We start from the raw sequence: 15,760 nt of genomic DNA, 5'->3' as shown, positions 1-15,760 counted from the left end.
AGTGAATTTCACACTCTTCTTCTGAAATCTGCGCAGTTATGCACGCCGGGTCACGGCGGCGCGCAGGGGTGCCGTGGCGAACTCGACCATGCCTTGCTCGAAGGATACCTGGGCCGACCAGCCGAGTTCGTGGCGCAGGCGCTCCGAGGATGCGGTGATATGCCGCACATCGCCGAGTCGGTATTGTCCGGTCACGATCGGATCCAGGCCGCCGGACGCCTCGGCGAGGGCTCTCGCCATGTCGCCGATGGTGTGCACGATTCCGCTGCCGACGTTGAACGGGCGGAATACTCCCGAATGGGAATGCGCGGTCTGCGGGGGTGAAGCAGGATCCGGCGTAGCAGGGGCGGCAGCATCCGTCATAGCCGGTCGCCTGACCGATCGCGGCACCCAGTCGAACGCGGTGAACTCGAGCGCGGCGATGTTGGCAGCGGCCACATCACGTACGTGCACGAAGTCGCGGCGCTGCCCGCCGTCCTCGTAGACACGCGGAGCCTCACCGCGCTCGATCGCCGAGCGAAACAACGAGGCCACCCCCGCATACGGCGTGTTCTGCGGCATGCCCGGGCCATACACATTGTGGTATCGCAGCGCGGCGACGCGCCCACCGGTCGAGCGGGCCCACGCCGTGGCGAGGTATTCCTGGCCGAGTTTGCTGCTCGCGTAAACGTTGCGCGGGTCGAGCGGATCCGTTTCGCTCACCAGAACAGGCTCGAGCGGCTGCCCGGTCGCCGGGTCGAGCGGGTCGAACTGCCCGGAGTCGAGGTCGCTCACGAGCCGCGGTCCCGGCCGGGTGAATCCGCTCGGGCCGCGGTAACTGCCCTCGCCGTAGACGACCATGGACGACGCCAAAACCAGGCGACGGATGCCCCGCTCCGCCATCGCGGCCAGCAACACCGCGGTTCCCACCTCGTTGCTGTGCACGTAGTCGGGGGCATCGGCGAAGTCGACGCCGAGTCCTACCTTGGCGGCTTGGTGGCAGACCACGTCGATGTCTTCGAGGGCGCGGGCGACCGTCTGCGGGTCGGTGACGTCGCCGAGCACGAACTCGACCCGTAAGTCGAGCCCCGCCGGAGCATTGTTCCGGGCCCGGAATGTGGGCCCATGTTCTAACCCGAGCCCGGTTTCCGGGCTTGCGCCCGGGCCCGGAACGGTTTGGGGTACCGGCGCAGAGCCGTGCACGTCGGCGCGCAAGGAATCGAGCACCCGCACGTTATAGCCTCGTGCGAGCGCGGCGTCGACGATCGCGGATCCGATGAAGCCGGCACCCCCGGTGACGAGGAGATGTTCGCCGGTCATGAGATGTCTGACACCACGGCGCGCGCGAGCACGGCGTCTACCTGGGCCGGGTCGATCAGCTCGCGCGAGGCAAAGTCGGTCGGCAGGGCACGCAGGATCCCGTCGATCGCGGCCAGGATGCGCGGCTGGGCGTCGCTGAGGCGACGGAACACGGACGAGGCGGTGACGGCATCCGTTTCGCGGGTCGTGCCGCCAGGCACCGACGCGAGACCGGCGTCCGCGTCGGTCACGAAAGAGACGTTGACCGTGCCCATGTTGAGCTCGCCGGCCAGCACGATCTCGGGATAGGCGGTCATATTGACGATGTGCGCGCCGATCGACCGGAACCAGACCGACTCTGCCCGGGTCGAGAACCGCGGTCCCTGGATGACGACAACGGTTCCGGTGGGCGCGAAATTCTCGCCGAGGTCCTCGAGCGCGCCCAGGGCGTACCCGCGCAGCGCCGGGTCGAACGGGTCGGCGGCGGAGAGATGCTGCACCGATTCCCGGTCGTAGAAGGTGTCGGGCCGGCCATTGGTGCGATCGATGAACTGATCGGTGACGACGAGCACGCCCGGCGGATACTCCGGAGTGACGCCGCCCACCGCCGAGGATGAGATGATCGCGCGCACACCGATCGAGGCGAGCGCCCAGATATTGGCGCGATAATTGATCAGGTGTGGGGCCACGCTGTGTCCGCTGCCGTGTCGGGGAAGGAACGCGACACGGCGACCGGCGCGCAGGCCGATCGTGACCGGGGCGGTTCCATACGGCGTCGGTACCTGGTGCGTCACGGCGCCGGCTGGGTCGAGGAGCTCGTAGAGTCCGGAGCCGCCGATCACGGCGATCTCCGCGCGCGCGGTCGGGTCGACCAACGAGGCAGTCGGGTCAGGTGTCACAAGCGGCTCCCAGCGGGTTACAAATCGAATATTCAGTGTGCCATCGAAACCTGCGTACCCCCGGACACCCGCCCGCGGACCCCCTCACGCGTTCCGGGCCCGGGCCCCATATAAGAAGAGGGACTAGTGCGTGTAGACCTGAATCGACGAAGCCAGCGGCCCGGGCGGGTTCAGCGCGAACGACGACAGCACTCCATCGCCGGAGTAGTCGACGAGCGCCCATAGTTGCGCGCCTCCGCTCACGACGTAGACGGCTCCGCTCGACAGTGGCACCGTGGCGCTGGCCCCGGCGCTAACCCGAAGTTCCACCGAGGTGCCGTTGGACGGCGTGAGGGTGAGCAAGGCATCCGCTGCCCGGCTGTTGACGAGGTGCAGGGTCGGCGACGGGCCGTCGGCCACTGCGACCGCAAACGATCCTTCGAGCGGCGCCGACGCCGAGAACCAGCCGAAGTCCTTGCCGCCCGCGCTGTCGGTGGCCGTGCGGGCAGCCGCGACGATCGGCTCGTCGGAGCGCAGCTGCACCGAGAAGCTGCCAACGGCCAACGGCGCGAGCGGAATCTCCGTGGCGATCCCGGGCTCAACCTCCACCTGCGATGACGTTCCCTCAGCGGTTCCGTCGGCGCTCGTCACGCCGATCTGCACGGTCGCCGCGACGGAACCCGGTACGAATACCCGAATCGACGGGGTGTCGGCGTTGAAGCCCTCGCCCGTTGTCACGGTCTCCTCGGTCACGGCCGCCATGACGCGAACCCCGGCAATGATCTGGTTCGTGGCGGGGGTCGCGGTCGTGCCGATAATCTCGACCCCGCCCGGTTCAATGCCGCGGATGCTGCTCTGCTCGAGCGACGCCGCCACCTGCCCGCCGCGCGACTGCACGTGCAGCACCGGTGACTTCAGGTTCGGGGCGAGGCCGGCGAGCGAGATGACCCGCTGCTCGCCCGGCTGCACCAGAATGCCCGTCGCGCCGGGCGCGTCGACGAGGCCGCTCTCACCGGAGACGGTCACGTCCACCGTCGCGAGCACGGTGGTCGGGTTGCTCAGCAGCAGCAGGCTCGTGCGCCCGATGTCGGTGGAGCCGCCGACGATCCAGCTGTCGCTGACCGCCTCGGCGCACGCGGCGACGGCGAGCCCGCCGATGGTGTCGGTCGCGGCGACCTGCGACTGGCTGCCGGCCACGAGCGGCGGCAGCGAAGCGCCATCCTCCACGGGCACGGTCAGCAGCAGCGGCGGCTGCCGGCTGTTCGAATCGTCGACCGCGCTGATCTCGGTCACCTGCGGCCGAATCTGCTCCAGTGCGAGAGCGTCGACCGCACCATACACAGCGGATGCCGCCCCCACACTCGACGCCGCCTGCGCCTGCGTCGAATCCTCGGCCAGGGTCATCACCGGTCCGGGGCAGACCCGCTGCTGCTCGCTCGGTAGCGGCTCGATCTCGCTCGATTGCGGGTCACGTTCAATGCTCGGCAGCGTCACCAGGGCGGCCGCGCCAAGAGTCGCGACAACGACGGCGATGCCGACAAGGCCAAGCACACCGCGTCCGGCCCGGCCGCCGATGCGGGCGAGTTGTCTTCTATCGGGCATTGTCGTCCTCCACGGGCTCCGCGGCAGCGGGGTTGGCAGACCTGGGCTCGGCGCCCGCGGTCTCGACTGCACCGGACTCCGCCGGCTCGGCAGCAACGTCATCGGTGGACCCGTCGGTGGATTCCAGCCCGGTGCCGACACCGCTTTTCCGGTCGATGGCGAGGTCTGCTTCGAGGTCGGTGCCGAGCGGCACGTCCAGATCGGCATCGAGGTCAGAGACAACCTTCGACCGCCGCACGCGTTTCGGCTTCTGTCTCGCGTCGGCGCGGGCCGCCCGGCGAATCGCATCGCGGTTGGCCTGCCGCACGGCTTCGCGTCCGGCGCCGATCGGAAGCGACAGCAGCACGGCGCTGCCCACCACGGCAAGGACGATCAGCAGGGTCACGAGACCGAAAACGCCGCCGGCGCGAGCCGGAATCGGGGTGGAGGCGGCAGCATCCGTTTCACCGAACTGCCACAGCCGGCCGAACTCGGTGTCGCCGACCGGGGCCAGTGCCGCGTTGCCGTCGAGGGCCGTTTCGGTGCGCAGGGCAGTGTCGGCAGCATCAACGCTGGTTTCGGCCGGCTGCAGCACGATGAAGCGGATGCCGAACTCGGCCAGATCCGCGCTGGTCTCGAGCCCGCTGCGTGAGGCCAGGTTGCCGGCGAGCTCCGCGAGCGCTTTCTCACGGGCGCTGACAGTCTGGTCGGTGCTGTCGAGGGTGGATTGCTGGTTTAGGGTGGCGCCGATGCCACGCTCGATCGTGGCGAGCAGGCCGCCGTCAGCCTGCGGAACGAGTTGCAGGGTGCCGACCCGGGGGTCGATCTGGGCTTCAGCGGCGACGAAAGCCGGCTGGGTCTGCCCGGTGCCCTTGCGCACGGCGGCGGTGCCGAGGTGCAGCGACGCGAGGAGGGGCAGCACGACGACGGTCAGGGCGAGGGCAGCGACCACTCCGGGCGTCGACGCGAAACGGTGCAGGGAGCGCAGGCCGATGACGAGGGCACCGACCAGGCCGAGCCAGTACAGGCTGAGGCCGGCGCCGGTCCAGACGCGCACCGGTTCGGCACCGATCGCGGCGAGCACGAGCTGGTTGGCGGCGAGGGCGGTGCCGAATCCGAGCAGCGCCACGAGCCAGGCGCCGCCTGCGAGGCGCGCGCCGGGCAGCAGCAGCGCGAGCAGGGCGAGCACGGCGAACGGTGCGAGCAGAATGGGCACAAACAGCTGCGGGTCGAGGCCGACGACCCCGAACCGGTCGAGTACCCCGGCCCAGCCGTCGGAGCCTGGCAGACCGAGCAGCAGTTGCAGGCTGGGAGCGTGGGCGCTTGGCACGGGCAGGCCCGGGTCGGCGATGAGGTCCAGCCAGCTTCCGCGCAGGCCCTGGTCGGCAATAAGGGGCAGCGCGAGCGCGAGCGCCGGCAGCGGGATGCCGATGAAGCGCATCACGCGGCGGCCGGCGACGGCCACGCTGAGCGCCCAGACCACGAGCAGGGCCGGGGCCAGCGACGGCGCGCAGGCCACGACCGCCGCGAACAGCAGGGCAGCGGATGCCGACGCCGACCAGGTGCGCGCGGCGGCAAACCAGGCGAAGAACAGCCACGGCAGCAGCAGGTGCACGAGGATCGCGGCCGGGCGACCGTCGGCGAGGGCAATCAGGAAGGTCGGGGCGAGCACCCAGAGGACGGCCACCAGGGCTCGCAGGCTGCCGCGGTCGGTCAGGCGGGACGCGCCCATCCACGCGCCGACGGCAGCGAGCGGAAAAGCGAGCGCGTAGACCAGCACAAGGGCGAACGACGGCGACCAGAACGCGATCGAGCCGAGCACGGCGACGACCGCGCCGAACGGATCAGCCGCGCCGACGAAGCCGAGCCCCAGGTCGCGCCAGCCGTAGCCGACGCTCGCCCACAGTTCGGGCAGGCTCGGCGAAAGCGGCAGCACTCCGCCGCCGGTGAGGGTGTCGGCGCCGAGCAGCGGCACCATCATGATGATGCCCACGACGGCAGCGGCCAACATGGTCCAGGCGCCGCCGCCGGAGAAGAAGCGAATTTCGGGGCGTTCGCCGTGCAGGCCGAACAGGCTCGCTTCCCGCTTGAGCGAGTGGCGTCGACGCACTTCGGCCGAGGGAACCCGCAGGGTGGAGATAGCATCCCAGCCGAGCGTGCGGGTCTTGGCGAAGGCGCGGCGAGCGTTGCCGACGCGCATGCCGTTGAAGGCTGCGCCGAACGCGGCCGAGAATTCCCCAACGATCGCGCCGGGTTCCTTGCGCAGCAGTTGGCCGATTGAGCGCAGGAAGGCGAGTGGCAGCAGCGACAGCCAGTGAAAGACCAGGGCCCCGGCAGGCGCGTAGACCAGGCGTCGATGCAATTGCGCTGAGCGTTCGGCCCGCACCCGGCGGCGGCGCAGCCGGCCCCGGGAAGACTGGTTCGGCCCGGCGACACCGTCACCGGCCGACGCGACGCGGGCGGCCGGAACGACCGACACGCGATGGCCGGCCAGGCGCACGCGCACGCAGAAGTCAAGTGAGTCGTCAACGACCGAAAGGGCCGGGTCGAACCCGCCAAGCTGTTCCCAGACGGTGTGGCGCACGAGCATGCCACCGGCGCTGACGGCGAGCACGTCGCTCAGGCCGTCGTGCTGGCCCTGGTCGAGTTCACTTTCGACCAGGGTGACGGTGGCGCCACTCGGCGTCATCGATTCGCCGAAGTTGTGGATGTATTCGCCGGCGATCCACTCCATCACCTTGGGTCCGGCGACGGCCACAGATGGAGCGATCTCGAGCGCGTCGACGAGTATTTCGAGGGCGTTCGGTTCGGGCGCGCTGTCCTGTGCGAGCAGCCAGAGCAGCTCGCGATCGTGCGTGGGCGGTGTCGTCACGCGCACGGCGGCGGTAATCGCCTGCCCGAAGTTCAGGTCTGCGTCCGAGGCGATGAACTGCGTCGGTCCGAAGTCGGCGAGCATCTTCGCGGTCGCATCGCTCGAGCCGCAGTCCACGGTAATGACAATGTCGGGTTGGCGGGTCTGCAGCGATAGCGCCCTGAGAGTTCGCTCAAGGTGTTTCGCGCCGTTTCGGGCGACAAGGATGGCGGTGACTCTCGGTTGCATAACAGCCCCAGCCTAGGTCGGTATCGGCCGGGGGCCCTGAACCGAGAGGGCGCGCCCCCGATATTGGGCCGGCAATAAGCGGATGTCACGGGATCCGCTCCGGGAAACGACCCCGTCAAGCGGATGCGTCAGTATTCTCGCGAAGGCAGCGTCGTATTATGCGCGAGCATCCGCTCAGAGGGGCGGCACGTTGAGAGGCGGCGCAGGCATGCGCTCACGCCGTCGCATGCGATCTACGCGCGCTTGCGTAATTTGCGGCGCTCGCGCTCGGAGAGTCCGCCCCAAATGCCGAACCGCTCGTCGTTGCCGAGCGCGTATTCGAGGCATCGGTTGCGCACCTCGCAGCCGGAGCAAATCTTCTTGGCGTCACGGGTGGAGCCGCCTTTTTCGGGAAAGAACGCCTCGGGGTCGGTCTGCGCGCAGAGCGAGTCGGCCTGCCAGGCCAGAAGGTTCTCGTCGCCGAGATCTTGTCGTACTCCCGGAACACCGAGGGTGACGGGGTCAACGAACCAGTCCTCTGGTACTCCGGAACGATAGTCAGGTATAGCCACATCGTCTCCCAGCGCCCGCTTACGCACCGTTTGGTGCCTCAGCTAATTACACCGGTGTAATTCAATATCGTCAAGTCGCAGATCGTAAACCCTCAATACGGGCTGGAGAGTTGCGACGCGCCGATGGCGACAAAGTCGGCCATTTGGGGGGTTGTCCCGCGTGCGTGCCAACGTTGCAAACGTAGCTCGATCGCCGTACGCGACGGCGTGTCGCGCGCTCATTTTGCGGCGGCGCGTGACGAATCCCAGGCGCTCTGCACCATCTGCTCGAGCGTGTGGCGCATGCTCCAGCGAAGGTCGCGGGCCGCGAGCGCGCCCGAAGCCACAATGCGATCGGGGTCGCCGACCCGGCGCGGGCCGATTTCGGGCGTGAAGTCGATGCCGGTGACGCGGCGCACGGTCGCCATGATCTCCCCGACCGAGACGCCGTCGCCGCTGCCGAGGTTGTAGACCGGTTCGATCGATTCACCGGCGTCGAGGCGGCGGGCCGCGGCGACGTGCGAGAGCGCGAGGTCGGCCACGTGAATGTAGTCACGCACGCAGGTACCGTCGGGCGTGGCATAGTCGTCGCCGTTGATGCGCGGGGTGCGACCGTCGAGCAGCGCGGCAAAAACCAGGGGAAACAGGTTGTGCGGGCTCGTATCGCTCAGGGCGAGGTCGCCGGCGCCGACGACATTGAAGTACCGCAGCGAGGTGTGCCGGAGCCCGGTCGCCACGGCCTGGTCGCGCAGCAGCCATTCGCCGATCAGCTTGGATTCGCCGTAGGGCGATTCCGGGCTCTTCGCGGTGGTTTCGGTCACGAGGTCGGTGCGTGGAGTTCCATAGACGGCGGCGCTCGACGAGAAAACGATGCGGTCGATCTCGGCCGTGTTCATGGCGGCGAGCAGCGTGGCCGTGGCCGTCACGTTCTGTTCGTAGGTGTGCAGTGGGCGCTGCACCGAGACACCGGCGTACTTGAATCCGGCCACGTGCACGACGCCGTGCACCGCGTGCTCGTCAAAGGCATGCACCAGCAGGCTACCGTCGAGCACGCTGCCGCGCACGAACGCAACGTCTGCCGGCACGAACGATTCGTGGCCGCTCGAGAGGTCATCAAGCACGACCACGTCGAGGCCCTCGGCCTGGAATGCCCGCACCACATGCGAGCCGATGTAGCCCGCTCCGCCGGTTACCAACCACGCCATAACGTCCCGCTCGTTTGCGCGGCACGTTCTGCGCCACCGCTACAGGCTAGCGCCAGCGAATGAGCGAGTCATGGTCGTGGGTGACCCGGGCGGGCTGACGACGGTAGCCGTCGCACCGAGTGGCGCGAATGGTGGCGACAATACCGGCAACGGCGAGGACGGTGAGAAGAATCATCAAGATGGTCATGGCAGAAACTCTATGTATTGTGCTTTTCTGCCGCGAGTGGCAGAATCGGCATTGTTCGACACATTCCTGCCAAATTCGTACACCACCAGCAGAGCGGATGCCCATGCTCCAGAAAATCGTCTGCGTCACCCTCCCCGGTCTGGCGCCGTTCGAATTCGGCGTCATCTGCGAGGTCTTCGGCATCGACCGCAGTGCCCACGGCGGGCCCGCCTTCGACTTTCACGTCGTCGCCGCCGAACCCGGCCCGATCCGCACCAAGATCGGATTCGACATCGTCGTGCACGACGACCTATCGGCTGCGGCCGATGCCGACCTCATCGCCATTCCCGCCTACGAGGCGGGCGCGGCGATCGACCCGCGGGTGCTGCAGGTCGTGCGCGACGCCGAAGCCCGCGGAGCCTGGGTGCTCAGCGTCTGCAGCGGCGCGTTCGTGCTGGCCGAGGCTGGCATCCTCGATGGGCGCCGCAGCACCACCCACTGGATGTACACGGACGCCCTCGCCCGGGCCTACCCCGACACGACCGTCGACCCCGACGTTCTGTTCGTCGACGACCGCCACGTCGTCACCGGCGCCGGCACCGCCGCCGGCATCGACGCTGCGCTGCACATCGTGCGTAAGGAGCTCGGCGTGACCGCCGCCAATGTCATGGCCCGCCGCATGGTCGTGCCGCCCCAGCGCGACGGCGGCCAGTCGCAGTACATCGAGGCACCGGTCGTCGACTGCCAGGACGAATCCTTCGCCGCCGTCACCGAGTGGATGCTGCGCCACCTCGACCAGGACCTGCCGGTCGACCTGCTCGCCCGCAAGTCGCTCATGTCATCGCGCACCTTCGCTCGCCGGTTTCGCGCCGAGCTCGGCACGACGCCGACCCGCTGGCTCAATCGTCAGCGCCTGCTCCGAGCGCAGGAACTGCTCGAGGACTCCGCGCGCAGCCTCGAGGAGATCGCCGCGGACACCGGCTTCGGCGGGGCCGCGGTCATGCGTCACCACTTTTTGCAAGTTCTGCAGACCACGCCAACGGCCTACCGCCGGGCCTTCGGCCCCCGCAAGGTCGGCTAGCCTCCGCGTGACCCGGCTCCCGCTTGGCTGCCGCCAGCCGCAGGAAGCGGGCGACACCACGGGACGTGCCGAAAGCTAGGCGCCGGTCGTCGCCAGAAAGACCTCGCCGGTGCCGGCGAAGGTCAGCGTGCCCTCGTCGGGAGTGACGAACACGGCCTGCCCACGCTTGAGTGGCCGCGACGACGAGCCTCCGGCCACGAGAAATCCGCCCGCCGTGCAGATGGCGATGGCCGGACCGGTCAGGGTGATCTGTCGCATCGGGACGGGCGTCGAAGACTCAGCGTCGGCATCCGCTTCGATGTGCACGAGCTCGAAGTCGGTCACGCCGGGGCGATATCGCGAGACGCCATCCGCGAGACTGACCGGCGCGAGGTACGGCGCCACGCCGGCGGTGAAGTCGAGCACCGAGAGCAGCTCGTCGATGTCGATGTGTTTGGGGGTCAGCCCGCCGCGCAGCACGTTGTCGGAGGCGGCCATCAGCTCAACGCCGTGCCCTGACAGATACGCGTGGATGTTGCCGGCCGGCAGATACAACACCTCACCACGCCGCAGCGAGACCCGGTTGAGGAGCAGGGCGATCACGATTCCCGGGTCGCCCGGGTATTCAGCGGCGAGCGCGCGCACCGTCGCCAACTCCAGCGCATAGCCGATGCCTGCTCCCCCGCCGGCTAAGAACTCGGCGTGCTCGGCGAGCGCGACCACCCGCTCGACCAGCCATTCCACTTCGCCGGAGTCGTCGCCGCGGCCATCGCGCAGCAACCAGTCGACGGTGTCGCGCAGGCCCTGGGCAAGGTGATTCTCAAGCAGGTCGAGTGCGGCCGCCTGTGGGTTCTCTGTCGCGAAATCGAGCAGGCGCAGTTCGGCGATGATTCCGCGCACCTCGGCAAGTGGGCGGAATCCGCATAGCGCTTCAAAGGTGTCGCTTAGCGCGAAGATGAGCTCGGGCTTGTGGAACGGGTCGCGGTAGTTGCGGTTGCCTGCATCGATGGCGATGCCGGCCTCGTTCTCAAGCTCGAATCCGGCGCGGGCCTGCTCGGTCGTCGGGTGCGCCTGCAGTGACAGCGGGCGGCCGGCGGCCAGAATCTTCAACAGAAACGGCAGACGCGGTGCCGGGCTCGCCGCGGCCGAAACCACGCCGCCGTTCCCCTGACCGGCCGGCGAGGTCGCCGATGCAGCAGCCGAGCCGCCAGCATCCGCCTCGCGCGCGGCCCACCCATTACCGAGCGCCAGCTCCGGCACCGCCGCGATCCATTCGGCGAGGTTCGAAAAACCGCCAACCTGCGCCGTATCCTCGATCACCGACGGCGAGCCGGCGTGGGCGCCCAGCCACAACTCGGCCTCAGGTCCACCCGACGGCGCGCGTCCGAGCAGGTCGGCGATAGAGTGCGTGGACCCCCAAGCGTAATTGCGCGGCGTGTTGGTGATGCCCACAAACATTTTCGGCTCCCTCTTCAACTGTTTAGACCAAACTACCAACCGACTTCGAGCGTTACGCCAACGACCCTAGGCTGGCGGCCAGCCCGGTCGCGTACCGATCGCCCAATCTGCAACGGAGCATCCATGACCTTTGAACTACTCGGCAGCGACTTCTTCGGCTACGAAAACCTCCTCACCACGCCCGAGCAGGCGGCCATCGTGAAGCTGCGCTCCTACCTCGAAGACGAGGTGCGGCCGATCGCAAACGAATGCTGGGACCGCGCCGAATTCCCCACCCAGATCATCAAGCCGCTCGCCGAGCTCGGCATGTACTCGTTCGGCTGGGACGAGACGAAACCGTTCGCGAATTCGGCCGTGTTCCGCGGGTTCGTGGCGTTGGAACTGGCGCGAGTGGACGCATCCGTCGCCACCTTCGTCGGTGTGCAGAACGGACTGTCGGCCGGGTCGCTCGCCGCCTGCGGCTCCGCCGAGCAGCGCGCCGAGTGGATTCCGCGACTCGCCTCGGGCGAAATCGTCGGGGCGTTCGGGCTGACCGAGCCGCTAAGCGGCTCCGACGCAGCGCAGGGCCTGCGCACCACCGCCACCCGCAGCGGCGACACCTGGACCCTGAACGGCGCCAAACGCTGGATCGGCAACGCCACCTTCAGCGACATGACCATCATCTGGGCCAAGGACACCGCCGACAACCAGGTGAAGGGCTTCATCGTTCCCACCGACACCGCCGGGTACTCCGCCACCAAGATCGAGGGCAAGATCAGCCTCCGCGCGGTGCAGAACGCGGATATCACCCTGACCGACGTGGTGGTGCCCGAGCGCCTGCGCCTGCAGAACGCCAACTCGTTCAAAGACACCGCCAAGGTGCTGCGGGCCACGCGCGCCGAGGTGTCGTGGGCGGCCGTCGGCAACGCCATCGGCGCCTATGACGCGGCCGTCGCCTACGCGAAACGGCGCGAGCAGTTCGGCAAGGCCATCGGCGGGCACCAGCTCGTGCAGGACCTGCTGGTAAAAAGCCTCGGCAACATCACCGCGAGCCTCGGCATGGTCGTGCGGGTGTCGCAGTTGCAGGACGAGGGCGTGCAGCGCGACGAGCACTCCGCGCTGACCAAGGCTTACACGACGAGCCGCATGCGCGAAAGCGTGGCCTGGTGCCGCGAGCTGTTCGGCGGCAACGGCGTCACCCTCGAGTACAACGTGGCGCGCCACTTTGCCGACGCCGAGGCCATCTACTCCTACGAGGGAACCCAGGAGATGAACACCCTCATCGTGGGCCGCACCATCACCGGCCAGGCCGCTTTCGTCTGACCGGCGCCAGCGATGCCAGCGGATGCCCCCCCCTTGCCTCCAAAACACCGCTGGCGCCGCCTCTGAAACTGCCCCGCTGGCTGCGCGCAGCCCCGCCCCGGGATACGGTGTCGAAATGACATCCCATCGCTTCGGCCCGGTCACCGCGTGACGACCGAGCAGGGGCTCGACGCGATCGTCGTCGGATCCGGCCCGAACGGCCTTGCCGCCGCCGTCACCCTCGCCCGCGCCGGCCTCAGCGTGCGCGTCTACGAGCGCAACCCGGCCATCGGCGGCGGGGCGGCGACCGCCGAACTCACCCTGCCCGGGTTCCGCCACGACGTGGGGTCGGCCGTGCATCCGCTCGCGCTCGCCTCAGAATTCTTTCAAAAGTTCGGCCTCAAGGACCGCATCGAACTCAGAGTTCCCGAGATCTCCTTCGGGCATCCCCTGCCCGGCGGCGGGGCCGGCGTGGCCTGGCACGACATCGAACGCACGGCCGCGGGCCTCGACCGTGACGGCCCGGCCTGGTTGCGATTGCTCGGGCCGCTCGTCGACAACATCCAAGCCATCGCCGAGGTCACCGGGGATACGCTGCTGCGCGTGCCGCGACATCCGCTCACGCTGGCCCGCTTCGGGCTGCGCACCCTCGAGCAGGGCAGCCCGGCCTGGAACTGGCGATTCACCGGCGAGACCGCGCCGGCGTTGCTCACCGGAACGTTCGCCCACTCGATCGGGCGGCTGCCGAGCCCCTCGACCGCCGGTGCCGGGCTCACCCTCGCCGCGCACGCGCACGCTCGGGGCTGGCCCATTCCGATCGGCGGAAGCGGCGCCATCGTGCGGGCTCTCGCCGACGACCTGCTCGCGCACGGCGGTGAAATCGTGACGGATGCCGACATCACCAGCCTGAAAGAGCTGCCGTCGGCCCGCATCGTGCTGCTCGACGTGACGCCGCGCGCACTCGTCGACCTCGCCGACGGAGCGTTGCCGGACCGCTATGCGGCATCGCTCAAAAGTTTTCACTATGGCAACGCGGTCGCCAAGGTGGATTTCGCGCTCTCCGAACCGGTTCCCTTCACCGCGACCGAGCTGCGGCGAGCGCCGACCCTACACGTGGGCGGCACCCGCGCCGACCAGGCCCGCGCCGAGAACGCCGTCGCCCGCGGGCGGCACGCTGACTCCCCCTATGTGCTCGCCGCGCAGCCGAGCATTCTCGACTCCACTCGCGCTCCTGCCGGAAAACACACGCTCTGGGCCTACACGCACGTGCCGGCGGGCTCCACCCGCGACCAGACCGAGCAGATCACCCGGCAGATCGAACGCTTCGCCCCGGGATTTCGCGACACCATTCTCGCCTCCTACAGCCAGACCGCCGCGCAGATGCAGAACCACAACCCCAATCACGTGGGGGGCGATATCGCGGCCGGAGCGATCAGCATGGCTCAGCTCGTGCGCCGCCCGGTGTTCTCCAACGACCCGTGGCGCACCCCCCTCGACGGTGTCTACCTGTGCTCCTCGTCGACCGCGCCCGGCCCAGGCGTGCACGGAATGTGCGGCTACCGCGCCGCCCTCAGCGCTCTCCGCCACGAATACAACATCGTTGAGCCGCCCGACCTCTCTCCCCTGCAATAACCCACCCGGCCGCGAGAGCGCAAAAAGTGCCCGATTGCGAGGTCCAAATGGGCACTTTGTGCGCTCTCGCGAAACCCATCAGATCAACACCGGTAATCTGAAGCCATGCCCGCCGTTCAGAGTCGCCTCGTCATTCGACTCTTCGCGACCTTCGTCTGGTTCACCGTTCTGGCCGGCCAGTTCTGGCGCAACCTCGGCGGCTGGTGGGGTTTCGGCGCCATCGCCGTGATCGTCGTCGTCGGCAGCATCATCGGCCTGAGCACCCAGCGCACCAATGCCCGCAACCGGGCCGCCGCTGAAGCGCAAGCGTCTGTCCCGGCACACGCAGGCGCCGCAACCACGAACACACACGCCACCGCACCACCGCCTTCCGACGACACGCCCACCGACCGCGATGTCGCCCGCGGCCACACCTATCGCGCCGCCCTCGCCCCGCCGCTGAACTGGCGTAAGTTTCCCAAGACCATCACCGCGTTCCTGCTGCTGTCCACCCTGTCGATCGCGTGGTCGTATTACCCGGGGGCATCCGCTCTGGGAATCACCCTGCAGCTCATCACCACCCTCGCCGCCCTGTTTTTGGCCGTCACGCTTACCTGGTCGGAACTGCTGCGCACCCTGGCGGGCGCGCTGCGCTGGGTGCTCGCGCTCAGCCTCGTGTTCGAGCTGTTCGTGGCCGTCATCATCCAGCATGAAGTGCTGCCGTTCTTCGTCGACTACGGTACGAGCGACGTGCCCGGTGCCTTCTACTGGTCGCGGGGGCTGCTGCTGTCCGGCGGCCCGATCGAGGGCATCGTCGCCAACCGCAACCTGCTCGGATTCGTGGCCCTTCTCGCCATCATCGTCTTCATCGTGCAGTTGCGAGCCAATACCGTCAAGCGCAACGCCGGTCTGGTCTGGTTCGCGCTGGCCGTGGGGATGCTGCTGCTCACCCGCTCCGCCACGGTCACCGTGTCGCTCGTCGCGGTCGTTGCCGCCCTGCTGTTCGCGCTCTGGGCCAGGCGGGTGCACGACCAGCACCGGCGTCCGCTGTATGCGGTGGCGGCGGCATCCGTTTTAGCGGTAGGAGTAGCGCTCGCTCTGTTCTCCTCGCAGCTGTTCGGGCTGCTCGGCCGCAGCGATGATCTCACCGGGCGCTTCGACATTTGGGCCAGCGTCACCGAGCTCGCCCGGGAACGCCCGGTGTTCGGCTGGGGCTGGGTGAGCTACTGGGTGCCGTGGGTGGAACCGTTCAACGATCTCGCTGTGCGCAAGGGCGTCACCTACCTGCAGGCGCACAACGCCTGGCTCGACGTGTGGCTGCAGCTCGGCATTGTCGGCGTCGTCCTGTTCGCCGCCCTGGTCTTCTCGACCCTGTGGCGGGCCTGGTTTCTCGCCGTGGACCGCCCCCGTCTTGCCGTGCACGACACCGAACCGTTGGCCGTCTCGGCGCTGCTGCCGCTGCTGCTGATCGCCGCGCTGATCGCACAGAGCGTGGCCGAAAGCCGCCTGCTGATCGAGAGCGGCTGGGTGATTCTCATCGTGCTCGCCGTCGTCACCAAACGTCAGCAACACGCGCCTCGACCAATGCCCTAGGCCCGGCGCGGTAAATTAG

12 protein-coding genes are annotated in these 15,760 nt (G+C 68.4%); 4 read left to right on the top strand and 8 right to left on the bottom strand.

From position 1 onward, the window contains the following. Positions 1 to 36: 36 nt before the first annotated feature. The 7 genes from E3T47_RS05850 to E3T47_RS15810 form a co-directional block, all read right to left on the bottom strand. On the bottom strand, positions 37 to 1,299 hold the full coding sequence (locus E3T47_RS05850; RefSeq protein ID WP_134555191.1) for an NAD-dependent epimerase/dehydratase family protein: 1,263 nt from the start codon (positions 1,297 to 1,299) through the stop codon (positions 37 to 39). Beyond that, on the bottom strand, positions 1,296 to 2,177 hold the full coding sequence (locus E3T47_RS05845) for an MTAP family purine nucleoside phosphorylase (RefSeq protein WP_134555189.1): 882 nt from the start codon (positions 2,175 to 2,177) through the stop codon (positions 1,296 to 1,298). Before E3T47_RS05845 ends, E3T47_RS05850 begins: the two co-directional genes overlap by 4 nt. Positions 2,178 to 2,300: 123 nt before the next feature. Beyond that, positions 2,301 to 3,758: a DUF5719 family protein gene (locus tag E3T47_RS05840; RefSeq protein ID WP_134555187.1), complete on the bottom strand. Its 1,458-nt coding sequence runs from the start codon at positions 3,756 to 3,758 to the stop codon at positions 2,301 to 2,303. Then, positions 3,748 to 6,837 carry a glycosyltransferase family 2 protein gene (locus E3T47_RS05835; RefSeq protein WP_134555185.1) on the bottom strand — a complete coding sequence of 1,030 codons (3,090 nt, stop codon included), beginning with the start codon at positions 6,835 to 6,837 and terminating at the stop codon, positions 3,748 to 3,750. The genes E3T47_RS05840 and E3T47_RS05835 overlap by 11 nt, the downstream gene beginning before the upstream one ends. Positions 6,838 to 7,070: 233 nt before the next feature. Continuing rightward, positions 7,071 to 7,382: a WhiB family transcriptional regulator gene (locus E3T47_RS05830; RefSeq protein WP_422386474.1), complete on the bottom strand. Its 312-nt coding sequence runs from the start codon at positions 7,380 to 7,382 to the stop codon at positions 7,071 to 7,073. Positions 7,383 to 7,606: 224 nt separating this feature from the next. Then, positions 7,607 to 8,572, bottom strand: a complete 966-nt coding sequence (galE, locus tag E3T47_RS05825) for a UDP-glucose 4-epimerase GalE (protein WP_134555181.1) — start codon at positions 8,570 to 8,572, stop codon at positions 7,607 to 7,609. A 46-nt stretch (positions 8,573 to 8,618) separates the two neighbouring features. Next, a complete protein-coding gene (locus E3T47_RS15810) occupies positions 8,619 to 8,759 on the bottom strand; it encodes a hypothetical protein (protein WP_166805629.1) in 141 nt (46 codons plus the stop codon). Positions 8,760 to 8,862: 103 nt separating this feature from the next. On the opposite strand from E3T47_RS15810, the gene E3T47_RS05820 reads away from it, so the two are divergent. Further along, on the top strand, positions 8,863 to 9,819 hold the full coding sequence (locus E3T47_RS05820) for a GlxA family transcriptional regulator (protein WP_134555179.1): 957 nt from the start codon (positions 8,863 to 8,865) through the stop codon (positions 9,817 to 9,819). Positions 9,820 to 9,894: 75 nt separating this feature from the next. Here the strand turns inward: E3T47_RS05820 and manA are convergent, their stop codons facing one another. Further along, positions 9,895 to 11,256: a mannose-6-phosphate isomerase, class I gene (gene manA / locus E3T47_RS05815; RefSeq protein WP_134555177.1), complete on the bottom strand. Its 1,362-nt coding sequence runs from the start codon at positions 11,254 to 11,256 to the stop codon at positions 9,895 to 9,897. A gap of 123 nt (positions 11,257 to 11,379) precedes the next feature. On the opposite strand from manA, the gene E3T47_RS05810 reads away from it, so the two are divergent. The 3 genes from E3T47_RS05810 (at position 11,380) to E3T47_RS05800 (ending at position 15,741) form a co-directional block, all read left to right on the top strand. Beyond that, positions 11,380 to 12,558 carry an acyl-CoA dehydrogenase family protein gene (locus E3T47_RS05810; RefSeq protein ID WP_134555175.1) on the top strand — a complete coding sequence of 393 codons (1,179 nt, stop codon included), beginning with the start codon at positions 11,380 to 11,382 and terminating at the stop codon, positions 12,556 to 12,558. 147 nt (positions 12,559 to 12,705) lie between these two features. After that, positions 12,706 to 14,169, top strand: coding sequence for a phytoene desaturase family protein (locus tag E3T47_RS05805; protein ID WP_134555173.1), 1,464 nt, complete (start codon positions 12,706 to 12,708; stop codon positions 14,167 to 14,169). Positions 14,170 to 14,274: 105 nt separating this feature from the next. Next, positions 14,275 to 15,741 carry an O-antigen ligase family protein gene (locus tag E3T47_RS05800; RefSeq protein ID WP_134555171.1) on the top strand — a complete coding sequence of 489 codons (1,467 nt, stop codon included), beginning with the start codon at positions 14,275 to 14,277 and terminating at the stop codon, positions 15,739 to 15,741. Positions 15,742 to 15,760: the final 19 nt, after the last annotated feature.

This window comes from Cryobacterium ruanii, from assembly GCF_004404055.1.
GTDB classification, from domain to species: Bacteria; Actinomycetota; Actinomycetes; order Actinomycetales; family Microbacteriaceae; genus Cryobacterium; species Cryobacterium ruanii.
Note: the sequence above shows the minus strand (reverse complement) of the source record. Positions and strands in the feature narration are given on the sequence as shown.